Genomic DNA, 19,581 nt, shown 5'->3' on the forward strand with positions numbered 1-19,581 from the left:
TGGAGGAAAAATGAAAGATAATCTTGAAATAGGTATTATCACTACCGATAGAAATCTTGTTATTACCTACTGGAGTCCTTGGATTGAAAAAATCACAGGGATATCTCAGGAAAATGCTTTGGGAAAAGTTCTTACAGAAATTTTTCCAGAGATTAAAGAAAGAAAACTTACCATATTTTTAGAAGAAGTCTTAAATTCTGGAATGATAAGAGTCCTTTCCACGAGGATTCATCACTACTTTTTCTCTGTTAAGCCTCAATTCCCTTCAAAATATTTCCATAGAATGCAACAGCTAGTAACCATATCACCTATAAAGGAGGAGAATGAAATATTGGGACTTGTAATAACCATTAAAGACGTTACTCCAATTTTGGAAGAGGAACTTAAGTTAAAAGAAGACTTAAAAAATCCCGATGATAAGATAAGGCTTGAAGCAGTAAAAAGATTATCTCATAAAGAAGATTTGATAGAAGTAATCTCAGATGAAAACTGGAGAGTAAGAAAATTGGCAGTAGAAGAATTAAAAAAATCATCAAAGGAAATGGTAGAGGAATTATTAATAAAAATGAAAGAGAAATATCAAAACTTAAGTGTATTAAACAGCATTATCCAGATTTTATCCTCTGTTGACTTAGATATTATAGATGCCCTTTCCCATATGCTTTCTCATCCTGACCCTGATTTAAGGTTATATACGGTACAGATTCTTCAAAATCAAAAAGATAAAAGAGCAGAAGATCTACTGATAAAGGCTCTTGATGATAAAAATCCCAATGTAGTTTTCTCTGCCATAGAGGGATTGGGAAAGAGGAAATCTCAAAAAGCAATCCCATATCTTTTAGATATTGTTGAGAAGAAAGATTTTTATCTTTGTATTCCTGCTTTAGAAGCTTTAAAAGAGATAAAGGATCCTGTAATTCTTCCTAAAATTTATCCCCTTCTTTATGAAGATTTGTTTTCCATTTATGCAATAGAACTTTTAGGGGAGATAGGAGACGAAGATTCCTTTGAGATTTTAGTGGATTATCTTAATAAAAATACTGAGAATATAGAGTCCATCTTAGTAGCTTTAGGCAAAATATATAGAAGATATGAAGAAATATCTGAAGGAGAATATATTGGAAAATTATTTAGAGATAAAATCACTCCCTTTGGATTAAGAAATATAATTGACCATTTATACAATTTAAAAGAGGAAGATTTAAAGAATTTAATTCTGTTATTGGGATATATCAAGGATCCAGTCTTGGAGAAAACTATTGTTAAGTTTATTGGAAATCCAAATATAAGGAGTGAAGTCATAAATGTATTGGTAAAATATGGAAAGGATATAATTCCCTTACTTATAGAAAAATTAAGGGATGAAGATATAGAGATAAGGCTTTCTGCTGTAATTGCTTTAGGAAGAATAGGAGATAGTTCTGCTGTCCCCTATCTTATTGAGACCTTAGAGGATGAAGATTTAGCTGTGGTAAGTGCTGGAGCTTTAGCAAAAATTGGAGATAGGAGAGCCTTTGAACCCCTAATTAATATGCTTAAAAATCCCAATCCCTATATAAGACAGGCAGTAATTTCAGCATTAAACTCTTTAGGACATCCAGAAATGCTAAGGAAAATTAAGGAGCTTTTGAGAAGTGAAAATCCATGGGAGAAAGAGTCCGCAATTAAAATAGCAGGATATTTTGGCTATGAGGAATGTAAAGAAGAGATATTTAATTTAATAGAAGAGGAGAATGAGGAAATAAGAAAGGCAATATATGAGAATATAGTGTTTTTTGAAGATGAAAGAATTCCAGAGATTCTTAATAGGGGATTAGATATAGAGAAAAGAAAGGTAAGGGAAGTTATTGCTAAATCCTTAATATTTTTAGAGCAAGAAAAAGCAATACCTCTAATAGAGAAAGCCTTGAAAGATTCTTCGCCCTGGGTAAGATATTATGGGGTAAAATCCCTTGTTTTCCACAATCCTCCTAATCTTTTTGAGATCCTTTCTTCCCTTATTGAGAAAGAAGAAACTAATTTAGTAAAGGCTGTAGTTATAGAATCTTTAGGAAAGCTGAGAAAGAAAGAATCTATTCCTCTATTAAAATCCTTTTTAAGTTCTGAAGATAAGGATTTAGTTATAAATGCCATTAAAGCTTTGGGGAATATAGATCATCCTGAAACTATTTCCCTTCTTCTTCCCTTTCTTTCCCAAGAAGGAGAGATTAAGAGGGAAGCTTTGAGGGCTTTGGGGAATAAAAAAGATAGCTCTATAGTAGGAAACATTTTATGGGCTATAGCGACAGAAGAAAAGGAAGAGATAATAAAAGAAGGTTTATTAGCTCTTATTAATATTGGTACAAAAGAAAGCCTTAAAGGAATTCTTTCCTTAGCTATGGATTCTTCTAAAAGAGAATTTTGTGTAGAAGCTCTAACCCAGGTTCCTTTGGAGAAGATTTCTATTCTTTTGGAAGATGTATCCCAAATGCATAAATCAGTAAAAAAATCTTTAATTTTAGCCTTGGAGAGGAAAAAATTAGGAGTTTATCCCCTTCTTGAAAAATTTTTAAAAGATGAAGATAAGGAGATAAGAATACAAGCAATACTATCCCTTAAGAATCTTGGATCCTATGAAGGAGAAAATCTACTTAGAGAACATCTTAAAATAGAAAAGGATCCTGAGATTATAGAAATTATAAAAACCAATCTTGAGAGGAAAAAGGCATGAGATTTTTTCAGGAAGCCTTAGATTTTCCTGGCAATTCCTTCTATCTCCTAAGGGATCTTATAAAGGAAAATATAGGTATTTTTTATGATGATTCTAAGAAGGATATCTTGGCGGATAAACTTTCTCCTCTTGCTCTGGAAAGAAATTTCTCCAATTTTTTAGATTATTATTACTATTTGAAATATGATCCCGAAGGAAAAGAAGAATGGGACAAAATTGCAGATGCCCTTTCGGTACAAGAGACTTACTTTTTTAGAGAGATAGATCAGATCAAAGCTCTTGTAGATATTATAATTCCTAAAATTTCTCAGGAAGGGATAAAACACATAAAAATTTGGAGTTCTGCATGTGCCACAGGAGAAGAACCTCTCTCTATTGCTATAATGCTAAAGGAAAAGGATTGGTTTGAGAAAATGTATATTGAGATATATGGGACTGATATAAGTAATTCCGCTATTGAAAAAGCTAAAATAGGAATTTATAAGGAAAGATCCTTTAGAAATTTCCCCAAAGAATTAATTAATAAATATTTTACAAAAGAAGAAAATGGATTTAGAATAATTCCAGAAATTCATAAAAGGGTAATTTTTAGAAGGGCAAATTTAGTTAAAGAAGAGGAAATTAAAGATTTAGCTAAATCGAAGATAATATTTTGTAGGAATGTGTTTATATATTTTTCTGATGATATTATACAAAAAATCTTGAGGGTTTTTGAGGAAAATATGGAAAATCCTGGATATTTGTTTGTTGGTTCTGCAGAATCTCTCTTGAGATTTTCTCATTCCTTTGATCTTCAGATAATTGGAGGAGCTTTTGTATATGTCAAAAGATAATTTAAATAAAATTATAAAAGTTCTCATAGTGGATGATTCTGCTTTTGTAAGAAAAACTCTAACTCATATTTTATCTAAGAGTCCCTTTATTGAAGTGGTTGGAACTGCGAGGGATGGAGAGGAAGCCTTAGAGCTTGCAGAAAAGCTAAATCCCGATGTAATAACCTTAGATTTAATCATGCCCAATATGGATGGAATTTCCTTTTTAAGGGAACAGATGAAAAGAAAGCCTATTCCAGTGGTAATAGTAAGTATTGCCAGTGAGTCTGGAGAACTTGCTATAGAGGCTTTAAATTTAGGTGCTGTAGATATTGTTCAAAAGCCTACTGCTCTTGCAACGGAAAAAATCTATGAAATATCTGAAGATTTGATAGGGAAGGTAAAGAATGCAAGTAAAATTTCTCTAACTAAGGTTGAAAAATTAATAGAGAAGCCACCTGAAAAGTTAGAAGTAAAGAAAGAATTAATAAAAACAAAAGTAGATATAATAGTGATAGGGGTATCTACGGGAGGACCTCAAGCATTAAGATATTTAATTCCTAAATTTCCTAAAGAGTTTCCAGTGCCCATTGCAGTGGTTATACATATGCCAGTAGGATATACCGAGCTTTTTGCCCAAAAACTTAATGAAATAGCGGAACTTGAGGTAGTAGAAGCAAAAGATGGAGAGCTGTTGGAAAGGGGCAAAGTTTATATTGCTCCTGCAGGAAAACATATGCTTTTTGTAAGAAAAGAAAAGGTATATATAAAGCTTGATCTTAAGCCCTTTGATACCTTACACAAGCCGTCTATAGATATTACTTTTAGATCCGCAGGAGAAGTTTTTGGGGAAAGGGTTTTGGGAGTGATAATGACTGGAATGGGAAATGATGGAACCTTAGGTGCAGAATTTATAAAATCAAAGGGAGGAAAAATTTTTACAGAAGCTGAAGAAACGTGTATTATATATGGGATGCCTAGATCTGTAGAGGAAAAGGGACTTTCCGATAAGGTTGTTCCTCTATATAAAATGGCAGAGGAAATTATTAATTTTGTGACGGGGGGATATGATGAAAATTCTTTTAATTGATGATTCTTCTCTTGCAAGAAGATTATTAAGAAAAATATTAGAAAAAGAGAATCATGAAATAATAGAAGCAGGAAGTGGTATGGAAGGTTTAGAAAAATATTATCTGGAAAAACCCGATGTAGTATTTTTAGATCTTACCATGGAAGGATTATATGGACTTGATGTTTTAGAAAAAATAAAAGAGATAGATCCCTCTGCAAAGGTAATTGTAGCTTCTGCAGATATCCAGAAGCAGACAAAAAATCTTGCATTGGAAAAAGGTGCCTTTGCTTTTATAAATAAGCCCTTCAATGAGGAAGAAATTTTAGATGTCCTTAGAAAGGTTTAGGAGGAAAAATAATGCTATTAACAGAGAAACAAAGAGATGCTCTTACAGAGCTCATTAACATTGCCTTCTCAAGGACAGCAAATTCCCTTTCAGAATTAACAGGAGATAGAATTCTTCTTGAACCACCTAAAGTTGATATTCTTCCCATAGAAAATATAAGTAAAAAGTTAGGGGAAGAATTAAATGGAGAAGTGGCAACAGTACATCAAATATTTACTGGTCCTGTGGCTGGAGATGCCTTACTTATGTTAGATTATCATGGAGCAGTAAGACTTGCAAGTATCGTAGCAGGAGAAGAAGAAATAGAAGTAGATTATCTAACTCCATCCTTAAAAGAAGTAATAATGGAATTAGGAAATATTCTTCTTAATGCTTGTCTTGGTATGTTTGGAAACCTTCTTCAATTACATATAACCTTTTCAGTTCCCAAAATTCATTTAGATGAGCTAAATGCAATTTTAGATACCCTTGTTATATCCCAAGAGGAATTAAAATATGCCCTTATTGCAGTAACAAGATTTAGAATAAAAGATAGTTCCATAAAGGGCTATTTAGTGATTATTCTTGGAGTGGCATCCCTAGAGAAACTTTTAGAATCCTTAGATAAATTAGGTTAGAAAATGGAAGAATATCTAAAAAGCTACTATCAATGGATTGAAGAATATATACCTTGGGGAGTTTTTGCTGTAGATTGGGAATTTAAAATTATCTTTTGGAATAGATGGCTGGAAATAAATACAAAAAAGAGAAAAGAAGAGGTTTTAAACAAAAATCTTTTTGAAATATTTCCTGAGCTTAAGAAATTTAAGAGTTATTATCTTCAAGCTCTAGAGGGAGGATCCATTATATTAGCCCAAAGATTTCATAAATATTTTATTCCAATAAAAATAGAGGACGAGGATTTAGAATATATGCAACAAACTACCCAAATTTTTCCCCTAATGGATGATGGAGAAATAAAGGGAGTAATAACTGTAATAGAGGATGTAACAGATAGAGTCAAAAAAGAGGAGATTTATAAAAGACAAATAAAAAATCTTAGCATATTAAATGATATCCAGAAATCAATCTTTGTTTTAGATTTTGAAGAATGTATCGAGAAGATTTTTGATGGTGTAATAAAGCTTAGTAATGCTCCAATAGTTGCCCTTTTCTTAAAAGAAAATGGAAAATTAACATTAAAAAAATCCACGGTAAATTTAGAAATAGATAATGAAATTTTAAATAAGCCTAATTGTATTATAAACCAAGCTATAAAGGAAAAGAAAACTATATATATTCCTAATATAAAAGAGACAGAAATAATTTGTCTTGAACCTTCTTCTAACTCTCTTCTTGCCCTTCCCCTTTTAGGAAAAGAAGATATATTAGGAGTTCTACTATTAGAATCCTTTGATAGAAATGCCTTCAAAAAGAATGATATTCTTAATTTAGAAACCATAGCCATGCAGGGAGCATTAATCTTAGATAATGCGAGGCTTTTTTCTGCTTTAAAGGAGTCTGAGGATAGATATAGAATCCTTGCAGAGCAGTCTCTTGTGGGAGTATTCATGATTCAGGAAGAAAAAATAATATATGTAAATCCCAGATTTGTAGAATTATTTGCATATCCTTTAATAATAGAAACTTTGGAAGATTTTATAAATTTTATTTCCCAGGAAGATAGGGAAAGATTTCGAGAAAGATATAATATGGTTCTAGAAAGAAGCTTAGATTATATTATTGATGAATTTAAGGCAAGAAAGTCTAATAATCAACCCATTTATATTGAAATATCTATGGTTAATATACATTACAAGTCAAAGCCCACTATTTTAGGAACTATTTTAGATATTACTTATAGGAAACAGTTAGAAGAAGAATTGAAGATCTTATCTATAACCGATGCTCTTACAGAACTTTATAACCGAAGGGGATTTCTTACCCTTGCTGAACATACTTTAGGACTTGCAAGAAGATTAAATAAAAAAGCCATAATATTATTCATAGATCTTGATCATATGAAGTGGATAAATGATAACTTAGGGCATAATGTGGGAGATCAGGCTTTAATTGATACTGCAAATATTTTGAGAAAAACCTTTAGACAAAATGATCTTATTGCAAGAATTGGAGGAGATGAATTTGTGGTTCTTGGTGTAATAGGTGAGGAAAATCATAAAGAAAAAATAATTGAAAGACTTATGGCGAATGTGAGAAAATTTAATGAAGAAGAAGAAAGACCTTATGAAATCTCCCTTAGTGTGGGGCTCATAGTTCATGATCCAGAAGAGTCTATGCCCCTTGAGGATCTTTTAGAAAAAGCGGATAAATTAATGTATGAGGAAAAAAGAAGAAAAAAGGGAATTAAAAAATGAGGTGATAGGATCTGCCTAAGAAAACCTTTTTTAATCTTCCCAAGGAAAAAAGAGAAAGGATAACAAATGTTCTTATAAAATTTTTTGCAGAAAAACCTTATAGCCAAGTAGATATTGAGGATGTGGCAAAGGAATGTGGTGTAGCTAAGGGGAGTATGTATCAATATTTTGAAAATAAGAAGGAGATGTATTTTTATTCAATTGAAGTTGCCACAAAAAGACTCCTTGAATTAATGAAAAATTATGACTTTGAAAATATTAGCCTTTTTGATTATATAGAAAAATCCTTTGAAGAAACCTGGGATTTTGTTTTAAAACATCCCCATGAATATACTCTTCTTGAAAAATCAGCCTTTTATGATGATTCTCCCTATAGAGAGGAAATAGCAGAATATTATGAAAAAATGACCAAGGATGTTTTGTATAATTTAGTTATTAAAAATCAAAAAGCAGGATTTATAAGGCAGGATATTCCTCCTGAGATAGTTGAAATATTTATTGAAAGTTCCTCTTGGGGTTTAAAAAGATTCTTTATTCATCTCATAAGAAGTAAAGGAATAAAGATAACAGATCTTTCCACAGAATATATAAAGGATCTTCAGAAGCAGTATATAAAATTATTAAAAGAAGGAATTGAAAATAAAGATAAAGCTTAGATCTTCTAATTACCTATAAGAATCTCATCTAAATTTACTCTATTGTTATGTGAAACTGCTTAAAGAATGAAATATTGATTAAAAAGTGAAAATATTTTATCTTTCTTTTGAATCCCCTTCTTGATACTTTTCCATACTCCCAAATTCTTCTTATCCCATCGTTATATCCAACTTCTATACAATCTTTTACATAATTTGTAAATTCCTTCCTTCTATCTCTCTTATTGCTATCCTTTCAAGTTCTCTAAAAGACAATCCTTGGGATATCTTAAATAATAGTAGTCCAAGAACAAAATGCTCAGGATATGCCTTTGGTTTTCCCCTTCTTACTGGTTTTTTTATTTTCCTCTTTCTTCTCAAAAAATCTCTCTGCCAAATTTATAAGTAATTTTAGTTCCATCTTCGTTTTATTCATACTCTATATTTTGTCCCTAAATCCTTTCTTTGTAAATTTTTAAATAAAATTTTCTTTTGGATTTCATAGACAAGAAAGCATTTTTTATATTAAAATATTTTGATAGCTAACTATTGGAGGTGTGAAATTTGAAATATTTGATAAAACTTGTTAAGATTGCAAAACCCTATTGGGGATATCTTATAATATCTGTTATCAGTCTTTTAACAATAACAGGACTTAATCTTTTAGGTCCTTGGCTTATAAGATCCTTAGTAGGTGTAGTAACCAATATAAATAAATATCCCAATGCCCAGGAGTATATAGTAAAAATCTCCCTTTTACTTGTTATTTCCTATATTGGGGGGATAATTTTTCAATTTCTAAGAAGTTATTTTTCCCATTATGCAGCATGGAATCTTGTTGCAGATGTTCGAATGATGCTTTATGATAAGCTTCAAAACCTTTCCTTTAGATATTTTTTAGATAAACAAACAGGTCAACTTATGTCCCGAGTTGTAAATGATACTGCCAATTTAGAAATGCTTATTGCCCATGCGGTTCCTGACCTTCTTTCTAATTTTCTTATCCTTTTAGGTATAATGATAATTCTCTTTAAAATAAATACCATATTGGCTTTACTTTCACTAATTCCCATACCCTTTTTGTTGTTAAGTAGCACCTATTTTGCAAAAAAAATAATGCCCATTTTTAGAAAGGCTCAGAGGGCTATTGCAGATTTAAATGCGGATCTTCAGGATAATCTTTCTGGAATAAGAGAAATTCAGCTCTTCAATAAACAGGAAAAGGAATATTTAAAGATAAAGGATAAGGTTTATAAACATATATCTTTTCTTCTTTCTGCCCTTAAACTTAGTGCAGTTTTCCATCCTACAGTGGGATTTTTAAGCTCTCTTGGCAATTTGATAGTTGTATCCATAGGAGGAATAATGGCTTTAAAGGGAAGAGTTCTTGTTCAGGATATAGTGGGATTTTTACTTTATCTTAATATGTTTTATCAACCCATAAATTCCTTATCTCAAATTTTAGAAAATCTACAACAGGCATTAGCTGGAGCAGAAAGGGTTTTTGAAGTACTGGAGACAGAATCGGAGATAAAGGAAAAAGAGAATGCCATAGAATTGAAAAATGTAAAAGGCAAAATTACCTTCGAGAATGTATCCTTTTCTTATAATTCTGATATTCCTGTTCTGAAAAATATATCCTTTGAGATAAATCCGGGAGAGATGGTAGCCTTTGTAGGACCTACAGGAGTAGGAAAAACAACAATCATGTATTTAATAAATAGATTTTTTGATCCCAATTCTGGAAGTATAAAGATAGATGACATCGATATAAGGGATGTTACTTTGAGATCTTTACATGAAAATATAAGCATGGTTATGCAGGATGTTTTTTTATTTAATGGAACAATTTTTGAGAACATAGCATATGGAAAGGATAATGCAACTTTAGAAGAAGTTATCAATGCTGCAAAGATTGCCTGTGCTCACGATTTTATAATGGAACTTCCCAATAAATATTATACAGAGATTGGAGAAAGGGGAATAAAACTCTCTGGGGGGCAGAAACAAAGACTTGCCATTGCAAGAGCTGTCCTTAAGAATGCTCCTATACTTATTTTAGATGAGGCTACATCATCGGTAGATACAGAAACAGAAAGGGAAATTCAGAAAGCTATTAACAATTTAGCAGGTACAAGAACTATTTTAATAATTGCCCATCGACTCTCCACAGTAAAGAGGGCGGACAAGATAATTGTATTAAAAGAGGGCGAGATTATAGAAATAGGAAATCACGAAGAACTTATGAAAAAGAAAGGACTTTATTATAAACTTTGTTCTGTACAGTTTTCCGAGGAGAAAATGGCAAATGTTTAGATTAAGTCTTATATAAGAGAAGGCTTGTTAGATATAAGTTTGTTCTCTATAGGGTTTAATCTTGACTTTCACTGACTAAAGAGTCATAATAAGGAAGAAAATTTTAGAAAGGGGGAATTTTATGTTTATTGAGATTAAGAACTTGTGGAAGAGCTACCAAGTGGGTAGTTTTAAAATTGATGCCCTTAAAAATATTACCATGGATTTAGAAAAGGGGAAATTCTATGTAATTCTTGGCCCATCAGGATCAGGAAAAACAACCCTTCTTAATATTCTTGGAGGAATTGATAAGGCTGATTCTGGGAAGGTTTTTGTTGATGGCGAAGATATAACAGCTCTTGATGACACGGCTCTTACTAATTATAGGAGAAAGAAGCTTGGCTTTGTTTTTCAATTTTATAACCTTGTAAACTCCCTTACCGTTCTTGAAAATGTCCTTTCCACAAAATATCTTTCTGAGGATGGGTTAGATCCAAAAGAGGTTCTTGAAGTGGTAGGAATGTGGGAACATAAAGATAAATTTCCCTTTGAACTTTCTGGAGGGGAACAGCAAAGGGTTGCTATTGCCAGAGCTGTAGTAAAAAATCCTTCTATTATTCTTTGTGATGAGCCCACAGGTGCTCTTGATTTTGAGAATGCAAAGAGAGTTTTAAAGCTTCTTGAAGATATAAATAAAAAATATGGTACTACAATAATTGTAGCAACCCATAATACAGCTATCTCCAAAATGTCCCACAAGATAATAAGATTAAGAAGCGGAGAACTTGTAGAATACAGTGATAATCCATCTCCTATACCTGCTGAGGAGGTGGTCTGGTAATGTTGAGAAAAATTCCTTTTAGAATAATGTGGAGAGATAAAGCCCATTTTATTGGCATAATTTTATTGGTTTTTCTTGCATCCTTTGGATATGCTCTTTTCAGCATTCTTATTACAAATATTGATACCAATTACAAAAATTTTGTGGAGAAGTATAATCAGGAGAATTTTCATTTTACAACCTTTTTTCCTGTAGATATAGAGGGACTAGAGAAAAAATATAATGTATTAATAGAAGAAAAATTTACTTGGGATTTTGAATTTGGAGAAAAGATAATAAGATTTTTTAATATAACAGAAAAGGTAAATAAACCCTTGATATTAGAAGGAAGTATGCCCCAAATTGGAGAAATTGCTCTTGACCCCAATTTCCTGAATGCAAATAAGTTGAAAATAGGAGATGAAATTGAGATTTTAGGAAAAAGTTTTAAAATTTCTGGTGCTGTTGCTCTTCCCGATTACATATATATTACAAAAAATGAAAATGATCTTCTTCCTGATCCTATTCATTTTGGAATAGGAATAATGAATTTTGAAGATATGAAGAAATTTTTAGGAAATATTGCATATAGATACTACATGGTAAGGGGAAAAATTTCCGATCTTGATTCCTTCAAATCAGAAGTAAACTCTAAATATACCCTTCTTAATTTTCAGGAAAAGGATGAAAATTTTAGAATTATAGTAACTGAAATGAAAATGGAGAGTGCAAGACCCATGTCCTATGTTATTTCTTTCACTATTATGATAATTTCCTCTATACTTCTTTTTATAGTTCTAAGAAGACTAATAAATTCTATGCATGCTGAGATTGGCACCCTTTATGCTTTGGGATATGATAGAAAAGAACTATTAAAGACTTACATTATGTTTCCCATATATATATGGATATTAGGATCTATTCCTGGAGGAGCTTTAGGTTATGTCCTTTCGGATCCTTTTACAAAATTTTATGTTTCCTTCATAAGTGTACCTGTTGTGGAAAAGTTTTTCCCTCTAACTGATCTTTTTATTGCTATATTTATACCTGCTTTATTTATGTTACCTTCAGGATATATAGCTATAAGAGATCTTTTAAGAAGAAGTGTGGTAGAGATAATAAGAGGAGAATCGGAAAAAGGATTTAAAAGCAAATTTAGAATGAAATTCCTTGATAGATTTTCCTTTAGAAGAAGAATTATGCTTAAGCAAGGACTACTTCATCCCTCAAGGGAGCTTGTCTTGATTATTGGCGTTGCCTTTGCTACTTTGATTATAATGTATGGTGTTGTTGCAAAAACTGCGCTTTCGTATTTAGTAGAAGATACCTTTGAGAATATTTTTAAATATAATTACATGTATCTTTTTAACTATTATGAAAAGGAAAAGAATTATCCAAAAGCAGAACCTTTCAATATGCTTTCCTTTTATTTAAAGGGAACAAAGGCAAAGGTGGTTATTTATGGAATAGAAAAGGATTCTCAAATGATTATTTTAAAGGATAAGCATGGAAATAGGCTAAAACTGGAAGGACTTGTTATTGCTCAATCTTTAGCGGATAAGTTTAATCTAAAGGAAGGAGATATTATAAATATTGTAAATAATATAGATGGAAAGGAATATAGTCTAAAAATTAACAAGATTGCAGATCTTTATGTGGGAAATAGTGGCTACATGATATTAGATGATTTTAATAAAACCTTTAATATGGAAGAAGGTTCCTTTATTGGACTATATTCCATGAATAAACTTAACATACCTAAGGAAAATCTTGTATCTTCTTTCAGTAAAGAAGATATTATAAAATCCTTTAGAGATTCTGCCCAAAGTGTCGACCAAATGCTTCAGGTTATGTATATGCTCTCCTTCTTCTTAGCCTTTATAATAATCTATGTACTGTCCGCTCTTGTTATAACAGAAAATAGAAAACCCCTTGGTATATTTAAAATCTTAGGATATAAAGATGGAGAGTTAAGCTCCATGTTCTTAGGTTTTAATAATTTCTCCTTTATAGTAGGCTTTCTATTGGGAATACCTCTCTTTAATACTTTAATGGGATATATAATGAATGAAGCCTTAAAAGATGTAGATTTTTCTTTTAAACTTCAGCCTACCATAAGAGACATTTTATTCTCATTTTCCTATTTATTTGTTGCTTTCTTGCTTTCAAGATATTTAGGAAGAAGAAGAATAAAAGCTATTTCTCCCCATGTTATCTTAAAGGAACAATCAGAATAATAAAAAAGGGCTCTCTTAAGAGAGCCCTAAATTTTTATAAGTTAATTTTTTGTGTTATAATGACTTTCATGAATAATTATAAATTTATTGTGGAAGTTGAAGATTTAAGAAAAACCTATGGAAATATAAAGGCTGTTGATGGAGTAAGTTTTAAGATAAAACAGGGCTCTATCTTTACCCTTCTTGGTCCTAATGGTGCAGGAAAAACTACTACCCTTGAGATAATTGAAGGGCTTAGAATTCCTGATAGTGGAAGGATCAAAATATTTGGAAAAGAAGTGAGAAGAATAGGAAGGGAAGAAAAGGAGTTAATTGGTGTTTCGCTTCAGGAAACTCAACTTATTTCCCATCTTACTGTAAGAGAAACCCTCTCTATGTTTAGAAATCTATATAAAAAGGGTTTAAAAGTAGACGATGTTCTTGAGTTTATTAATTTAAAAGATAAAGCTAAGGATCGAGTGGATAAGCTCTCAGGAGGACAGAAACAAAGACTTGCTATTGGGCTTGCCCTTATTAATGATCCAGAACTTCTTTTCCTTGATGAGCCAACTACAGGTCTTGATCCTCAAGCAAGAAGAAGCATATGGGATCTCCTTTTACAATTAAAAAAACAAGGAAAGACAATTATTTTAACTACCCACTACATGGAAGAGGCAGAATTTTTGGCAGATTGGGTATGTATCATGGATTATGGAAAAATAATAAGGGAAGGAACTCCTGAGGATCTCATTAAAAGTATAGGAGGAGAGAGTATTATCGAGGTAGATGTAGAAGAAAATCCTTCCTTTTTTGATAGATTAAAGGAATTAAACCTAAATTATACTTATAATCCCAAGCATAGTCGTCTCTTGATAAAAACCAATAATGTTTTAGAAACTATAGATTCTATTTTAAGAATTGCCAGGGAATGTTCTTTAAAGGTTAGAAATGAGATTATTCGCCAGCCAAATTTAGAAGATGTATTTTTAACTCTTACAGGAAGACAATTGAGAGAAGAATGACAGTACTGAAAACTTCTATTTATTTTTTTAAATCCGCTATAAGAGAAAGGGCTTTTATTTTTTGGTTTCTTGCCTTTCCCATTATTCTTATGGTTATGCTTATTACTATCTTTTCTTCTATGACAAGGGTTGAGAGAATTAATTTTAATATTTACCTTATTAAGCCTGAATCTAATGAGTTTTCTAATATGATAGAGGATGTATTTACAAAATTAAGTGAAGGAAAGGATAAAATATTTAATCTGAGGCTTCTTAAAGATATTTCGTCAAGAGAAAAACTTATTGATGATCTTAAAAGGGGTAAAACCAATTTAATTTTAGAAATTCCAGAAGGCTTTGATGCCCAGGTTCTCTCTTACATTACCTTTAAAATGTTAGGAATGGAAGGAACATCTCCTGCAATAAAGATCTACAGTTTAAAATATAATACATCTTCTGAAACTGCAAGTATGATAGCAAAGAATGTATTCAATAGAATGAATTTAGAATTTGTCAAAAAAATAAGAAACGTAAAAGAATATTCTGTAAAGACAGAAATATTAGGAAGTAAAGAAGGATTTTCCTATGTAGATTTTATCTATCCAGGAATTGTTATAGTTTCTATATTTTTTGCAGGATTAATGGGAATTGGGCAGGAGCTTTCCTGGTATAAAGAGGGTAAAATTTTAAAAAGATATCAACTTACTCCCTTTTCTTCATTACAATTTTTCATATCCTATTTTCTTGCAAGATTTTACTTTTTTGTCCTTCAAGTTTTATTAGTAACCTTTGTGGGAAAGGTAATTTACAAGAGCAGTGTTAATCCATTATCCTTTTACTTCATCTTCTATGTGATTTTATCAATGTTAGTGTTATCCACCTTAGGCTTTTTTGTCTCCTCTATCTCTAAGAATACTAATATGTCCGCTATAATTGCCCAATTAATTCAATTTCCCTTACAATTTCTCGGAGGAATATATTTTCCTGTTTTTCATGTTCCCTGGATAATTAGATGGATTGTTGTTATTAATCCTATTACCTATCTTGCTTGTGGTATTAGAGATACCCTTGGAATAATGCCCTCTCCATATCCTCTCTATTTAACAATTTTGGTCCCATTATTATATATAGTAATCTTTCTCTTTATAGCTCTTAAAAGATATGTGGGTGAATCTTCATGAAAGCATTTTTAACTATAGCTTTCTATCGCTTTAAAAGTTTTTATAGGGATATCTTTACCTTCTTTTTCTCTTTAATCCTACCTATAATTTTTGCCATTATATTTGGTTTTGTCTTTGGCGGATCAGGAGATGTCAATGGAGAAAACACAATTAATATTGGGATATTAGATAACAATGATATTTTGATTAAAACTCTAGAGAAAATAGAAGGAATAAGTATTTATATTATAAAAAATCTTGAGGAATTAAGAGATTTAGTATTAAAAGGCTCTTTAGATGCAGGAATATTATTTGATGGTAAAAATTTTAACTTAATCATAAATTTTGCAAGTTTTCAACAAAAGCCTTTCTTAAGAACCCTTGGAGATACGGTATCAAATGCTTATTCTCTAAATGAAGCAGGAGTAGAAGGAGGATTTCTAAAAGTAGAAGAAGAGTTTATTGATCCAGGAAAAGCCAGGGTTTCCCAATTGGGATATCTTCTTCCTGGGGTTATGAGCTTTTCTATTGCTTCTTCTCTTTTTGCCATGATAGCTCTTTTTGGATATTACAGAAAAAGAAAAGTATTAAAAAAATTCGCACTAACCCCAATAAATTCCTTTTCCTTCATTTCAGGGATGATTACGGGAAATTTCTTAATTAGTTTTTTTTCCTCAATTTTTGTATTATTCTTTACTCAAATTATTTTTAATATAAAATTCTCTATAAACTGGGGATATTATTTTCTTTCTCTTTCATCTTCCATATTAGGAATGATGGCTCTTGGTATTTTTCTAACTTCTCTATTTAAAGATCCTCAAACAGCAAATAATGTAGGAAATTTACTGGTTAATATCATGATATTTTTCTCTGGAGTATACATGCCCTTAGATTTTCTTCCCGATTATTTAAGAAAATTTGGGCAGACATTACCCCTTTATTATGTGGCAAAGTCCTTAAGAATATCGGTAGGTGTGGAAGAGGGAGATTTAAGCTTCATACTTAAAATGTCTCTTGTGATGATTACTGTCTTTATTATCTTGGTAGGTATGTTTGGAAGAAACATCCTTGAGATGGAAGAATAATTTATTTAAATAAAAGTTTTGCAAAAGAACTTTTTTTAATAATTACAGCTTTCTGAGGACATAGTTCATGACAACAAAAGCAAGATATACATTTTTTGTAATCTATTATCATTCTGTTATTTATTAATGAAATAGCTTTATTTGGACATGCCCTCTCGCAAATTTTACATCTTATGCATTTTTCATCCAAAATTACGGGAATTTGCTTAAAAAGCTTAAGGTAAAAGAAAGGAGCTATTTTATTGAGAAACTTAGGAATTCTTGATGTCAAATTATGTAAGTTTCTAATCCTTTTTACATCTTCATTATATAATTTATCCTTTTCTTCTCCTATCACCTCAATATTTTTTAAATCTATCTCGCCAAGTCCCTTTTCATAGGCAATAACATTGGTATAAATTTCTTCAGGTTTATATCCCAAAAGAAGGCTTGATATGACATCCACTGCTACTGGGTCAGTACCAATGATAATTTTTCCAAATTTTCTTGGGATTCCTGCGGATGGTCCTTCCCCTTCCATTCCCACTATGGCATCTACGATATTTAATATGGGATTTATCTCTTTAAATATATCCACTAATATCTCTGCAAAACTTTTAGGACTTATGGCAATGGAGTGCATTTTTGATTTATTCATGCCAGGAACAAGCCCAAAAAGATTCTTTATAACGCAGGTCATAAGCATAAAAGAATGAGTTTTTAATTTTGGGACATTGATAATAAAATCTACATCCTTTGTGAATTTAACAATAGGAATAGAATTTATAAAATTATTTCCAGGGATATTTATTATTCCCTCTTTATATAAGTTAATAAGCTTTGCCCCTGTTCTTTCTGCCACTTCTTCCATACCTGTGGCTTTATAGAGATATTCCATATTGGCAGAAGAGTTTCCAGGGGTATCTCCAATATATATATCCTTTGCTCTTTTTTCCTTAAGAACTTCAACAATTGCTTCTATTACTGTGGGATGAGTAGTTATTGCTTTTTCAGGGGATGATGCCATTAATAAATTAGGCTTTATAAGTATTCTTTTATTTGAAAAATCTAAAAGATTAAATTCTTCAAAAGCTTTTTTGATAAATGTTCTTAATACTTTTATATCGTACTCTGCATTATAAACAAATACTTTAGACTTCACGAATTTTTCCTCCTTTTTTTGACTAATATTCTATCATAAAAAGCAAAAAAAACTTAAGTTATAAAGCCCATTTAAAAGTGATAGTGGATTAACAGAATATCATCATAAAATGGATAAAACCATTTCTTAAACTAAGGTTAAAAATGATGGTTTTAATTGAGGAAAATTCTCCAAAAAATTTATGCCACAGGCTCAACGGACCCTTACAGAACCCTTCAACACTTTTCTGAGACTTTCAGCCTCAAGATTTAACCACCGATTTCGCAGGAGTACCAGGCTTTACTAATACTCCTACTACTCTCTAGTAGCTACCTGAGTACTTGGTATGGAGTCTCGCCCCAACCTTTCCTCAGCTCTTGAGACTTACATTGTCCCAGCCAAGTGCATCCGAGCCCTTTCGGACCCCTTGATGCCTGTGGCAATTATAATTTTAACATAACTTTAAAGTTTGTCAAGTTTCAAAAAACAAGGAGAAATCTAACTTTTTAAAAAGATAGAATTTCAAAAAATATAGGTTTTATCTATGTTTCTTTATATGTCAAGAGGAATTTTTTGAAAATTTTATAGGGGGGAATAAAAAAATTATAAATTCTAAAACTTCAAAGTTTTTTATTTTAGAGCTTATCTTCGGAATTTATCCCTAAAATTTATTCAGCAAAACACTCCCAATTCCTGTGATCAGCTCAAAGTAATTTCAATACCTTATAGGCACGCTACAAACTCGTAGAAATTTTTTTCTAAAGCAAGAGCTATAACTTCCCAAATTGCAAGATTTTGAGAGACAAGAAAGAAAAGGATATAACTATAAATCCTGAGATAAAGTGCTTGCTTTTATCTACTTCCTATTTTCATTTTTGCCCTCACTTCTTAGTTTTAGGGAGAAAGAGAAACATACTTAAGCCTTCCAAAACTATGAATATGTCCCTCCCTAATTTCTTCTTTTAAGCCCCATTTTTCTATGACAACTTTGCCTAAACTTCCTGAAGCATGTATTATTTGAACAGAATCTTCATCTACTTTTATTACTAAACCGCAATGTTCTACCTTATTTTCTTTATTTGCTATATATACAATATCGCCTTCAACAATCTCATCTTTTTCCAAAAGTCTCGAGTTTTCAGTATATAATGTAAAAACGTCTATATCTTTTGCGGGTTTTCCTTTGTATAAAAACATGATATTATGTATAACCTGTTTATATGCCCATATGACTAAGCCTGAACAGTCAAATCCAATATTAGGGTCTTGTTCTCCCCACACATAGGGCTTGTTTACTTGTTGTAAAGCATGCTCCAAAGCTTTATTTGCTTGTTCGGGGCTAACTTCTTTCTGTAGATATGGAATATGGCTACATCCAGCCATTAGAACTAACATTAACAAATACAAGATTATCATGTTTTTAAATAACATATGTCCAACTACCTCCGTATACAAGGAAGTCTTCTGTATCTATTCATACTCCAGGAGTACTTCCCATAGTTCACTTACATTTTTATCAAAACTTGAAATATATGGGACGAAAATTCATAAGATATAAGTCGATATTCCTGCTTAGTCCTCTATTTATCTTTCAAGTGTTATGTATTCTATATAAGAATAATCTCGACCTCTCCAAAAATATAATCTCATCCTTAATCTTGTTTTAACAATTGGGCTCCTCTTTTTTGGGCTTTAGATTCTATTCTTACATATTAATAATGTTCCCAAAATAATCATAAGTCCAACCACTAAAGGTGCCATAATCTTCCCATATTATTCGAAGAGCAGGATAGATAAAAATATATTTCCTTGTTGAACAGTATTCATATCTGGGGTAGTAAATTAAAGAAGGGTAATTTTTATAAAATCTAAATATAAAGTTGAAGATTGTTCTTGAATTGCAGAACCTTTTATTCCTAACGCCATCTTGATATATTTAGTATGACTATTTA

At 31.3% G+C, this 19,581-nt stretch carries 16 protein-coding genes; 13 read left to right on the forward strand and 3 right to left on the reverse strand.

Translation table 11 applies throughout. The annotated features are described in order from the left end of the window. Positions 1-10 precede the first annotated feature (10 nt). The 7 genes from NZ841_07885 to NZ841_07915 all read left to right on the forward strand — a co-directional run bounded on the left by NZ841_07885 (position 11) and on the right by NZ841_07915 (position 7,953). On the forward strand, positions 11-2,710 hold the full coding sequence (locus tag NZ841_07885; protein ID MCS7202677.1) for a HEAT repeat domain-containing protein: 2,700 nt from the start codon (positions 11-13) through the stop codon (positions 2,708-2,710). Then, positions 2,707-3,543 (forward strand): protein-glutamate O-methyltransferase CheR, encoded by an 837-nt coding sequence (locus NZ841_07890; protein ID MCS7202678.1) that lies wholly within the window; start codon positions 2,707-2,709, stop codon positions 3,541-3,543. Before NZ841_07885 ends, NZ841_07890 begins: the two co-directional genes overlap by 4 nt. Next, entirely contained in the window at positions 3,530-4,612 is a 1,083-nt protein-coding gene (locus NZ841_07895; protein MCS7202679.1) for a chemotaxis response regulator protein-glutamate methylesterase, read from the forward strand. The genes NZ841_07890 and NZ841_07895 overlap by 14 nt, the downstream gene beginning before the upstream one ends. After that, entirely contained in the window at positions 4,593-4,940 is a 348-nt protein-coding gene (locus NZ841_07900) for a response regulator (protein ID MCS7202680.1), read from the forward strand. The genes NZ841_07895 and NZ841_07900 overlap by 20 nt, the downstream gene beginning before the upstream one ends. Before the next feature lie 11 nt (positions 4,941-4,951). Continuing rightward, positions 4,952-5,557 carry a chemotaxis protein CheC gene (locus tag NZ841_07905; protein ID MCS7202681.1) on the forward strand — a complete coding sequence of 202 codons (606 nt, stop codon included), beginning with the start codon at positions 4,952-4,954 and terminating at the stop codon, positions 5,555-5,557. Positions 5,558-5,560: 3 nt separating this feature from the next. After that, positions 5,561-7,297, forward strand: coding sequence for a diguanylate cyclase (locus NZ841_07910; GenBank protein MCS7202682.1), 1,737 nt, complete (start codon positions 5,561-5,563; stop codon positions 7,295-7,297). Between the two features lie 74 nt (positions 7,298-7,371). Continuing rightward, positions 7,372-7,953 (forward strand): TetR/AcrR family transcriptional regulator, encoded by a 582-nt coding sequence (locus tag NZ841_07915; GenBank protein MCS7202683.1) that lies wholly within the window; start codon positions 7,372-7,374, stop codon positions 7,951-7,953. Positions 7,954-8,139: 186 nt separating this feature from the next. Here the strand turns inward: NZ841_07915 and NZ841_07920 are convergent, their stop codons facing one another. Beyond that, positions 8,140-8,313 carry a hypothetical protein gene (locus tag NZ841_07920; protein ID MCS7202684.1) on the reverse strand — a complete coding sequence of 58 codons (174 nt, stop codon included), beginning with the start codon at positions 8,311-8,313 and terminating at the stop codon, positions 8,140-8,142. 183 nt (positions 8,314-8,496) lie between these two features. Here NZ841_07920 and NZ841_07925 point away from each other — a divergent pair, with 183 nt between their 5' ends. The 6 genes from NZ841_07925 (at position 8,497) to NZ841_07950 (ending at position 16,509) form a co-directional block, all read left to right on the forward strand. Further along, on the forward strand, positions 8,497-10,248 hold the full coding sequence (locus NZ841_07925; GenBank protein ID MCS7202685.1) for an ABC transporter ATP-binding protein/permease: 1,752 nt from the start codon (positions 8,497-8,499) through the stop codon (positions 10,246-10,248). A 121-nt stretch (positions 10,249-10,369) separates the two neighbouring features. Then, the gene (locus tag NZ841_07930; protein MCS7202686.1) at positions 10,370-11,068 is read left to right on the forward strand and encodes an ABC transporter ATP-binding protein; all 699 of its coding nucleotides are present in this window, start codon (positions 10,370-10,372) and stop codon (positions 11,066-11,068) included. Next, a complete protein-coding gene (locus NZ841_07935) occupies positions 11,068-13,284 on the forward strand; it encodes an FtsX-like permease family protein (GenBank protein ID MCS7202687.1) in 2,217 nt (738 codons plus the stop codon). The genes NZ841_07930 and NZ841_07935 overlap by 1 nt, the downstream gene beginning before the upstream one ends. 68 nt (positions 13,285-13,352) lie before the next feature. Next, complete coding sequence (locus NZ841_07940; GenBank protein MCS7202688.1) at positions 13,353-14,285, forward strand: ABC transporter ATP-binding protein; 933 nt, start codon at positions 13,353-13,355, stop codon at positions 14,283-14,285. Next, entirely contained in the window at positions 14,282-15,445 is a 1,164-nt protein-coding gene (locus tag NZ841_07945; GenBank protein MCS7202689.1) for an ABC transporter permease, read from the forward strand. Before NZ841_07940 ends, NZ841_07945 begins: the two co-directional genes overlap by 4 nt. Next, positions 15,442-16,509, forward strand: a complete 1,068-nt coding sequence (locus NZ841_07950) for an ABC transporter permease (GenBank protein MCS7202690.1) — start codon at positions 15,442-15,444, stop codon at positions 16,507-16,509. The genes NZ841_07945 and NZ841_07950 overlap by 4 nt, the downstream gene beginning before the upstream one ends. A gap of 1 nt (position 16,510) precedes the next feature. On the opposite strand, the gene NZ841_07955 is transcribed toward NZ841_07950, so the two are convergent. Beyond that, a complete protein-coding gene (locus NZ841_07955) occupies positions 16,511-17,650 on the reverse strand; it encodes a DUF362 domain-containing protein (protein MCS7202691.1) in 1,140 nt (379 codons plus the stop codon). Positions 17,651-18,523: 873 nt separating this feature from the next. Further along, on the reverse strand, positions 18,524-19,060 hold the full coding sequence (locus NZ841_07960; protein MCS7202692.1) for an NlpC/P60 family protein: 537 nt from the start codon (positions 19,058-19,060) through the stop codon (positions 18,524-18,526). Positions 19,061-19,581 lie beyond the last annotated feature (521 nt).

This window comes from Dictyoglomus sp., from assembly GCA_025060475.1.
Classification (GTDB): Bacteria; Dictyoglomota; Dictyoglomia; order Dictyoglomales; family Dictyoglomaceae; genus NZ13-RE01.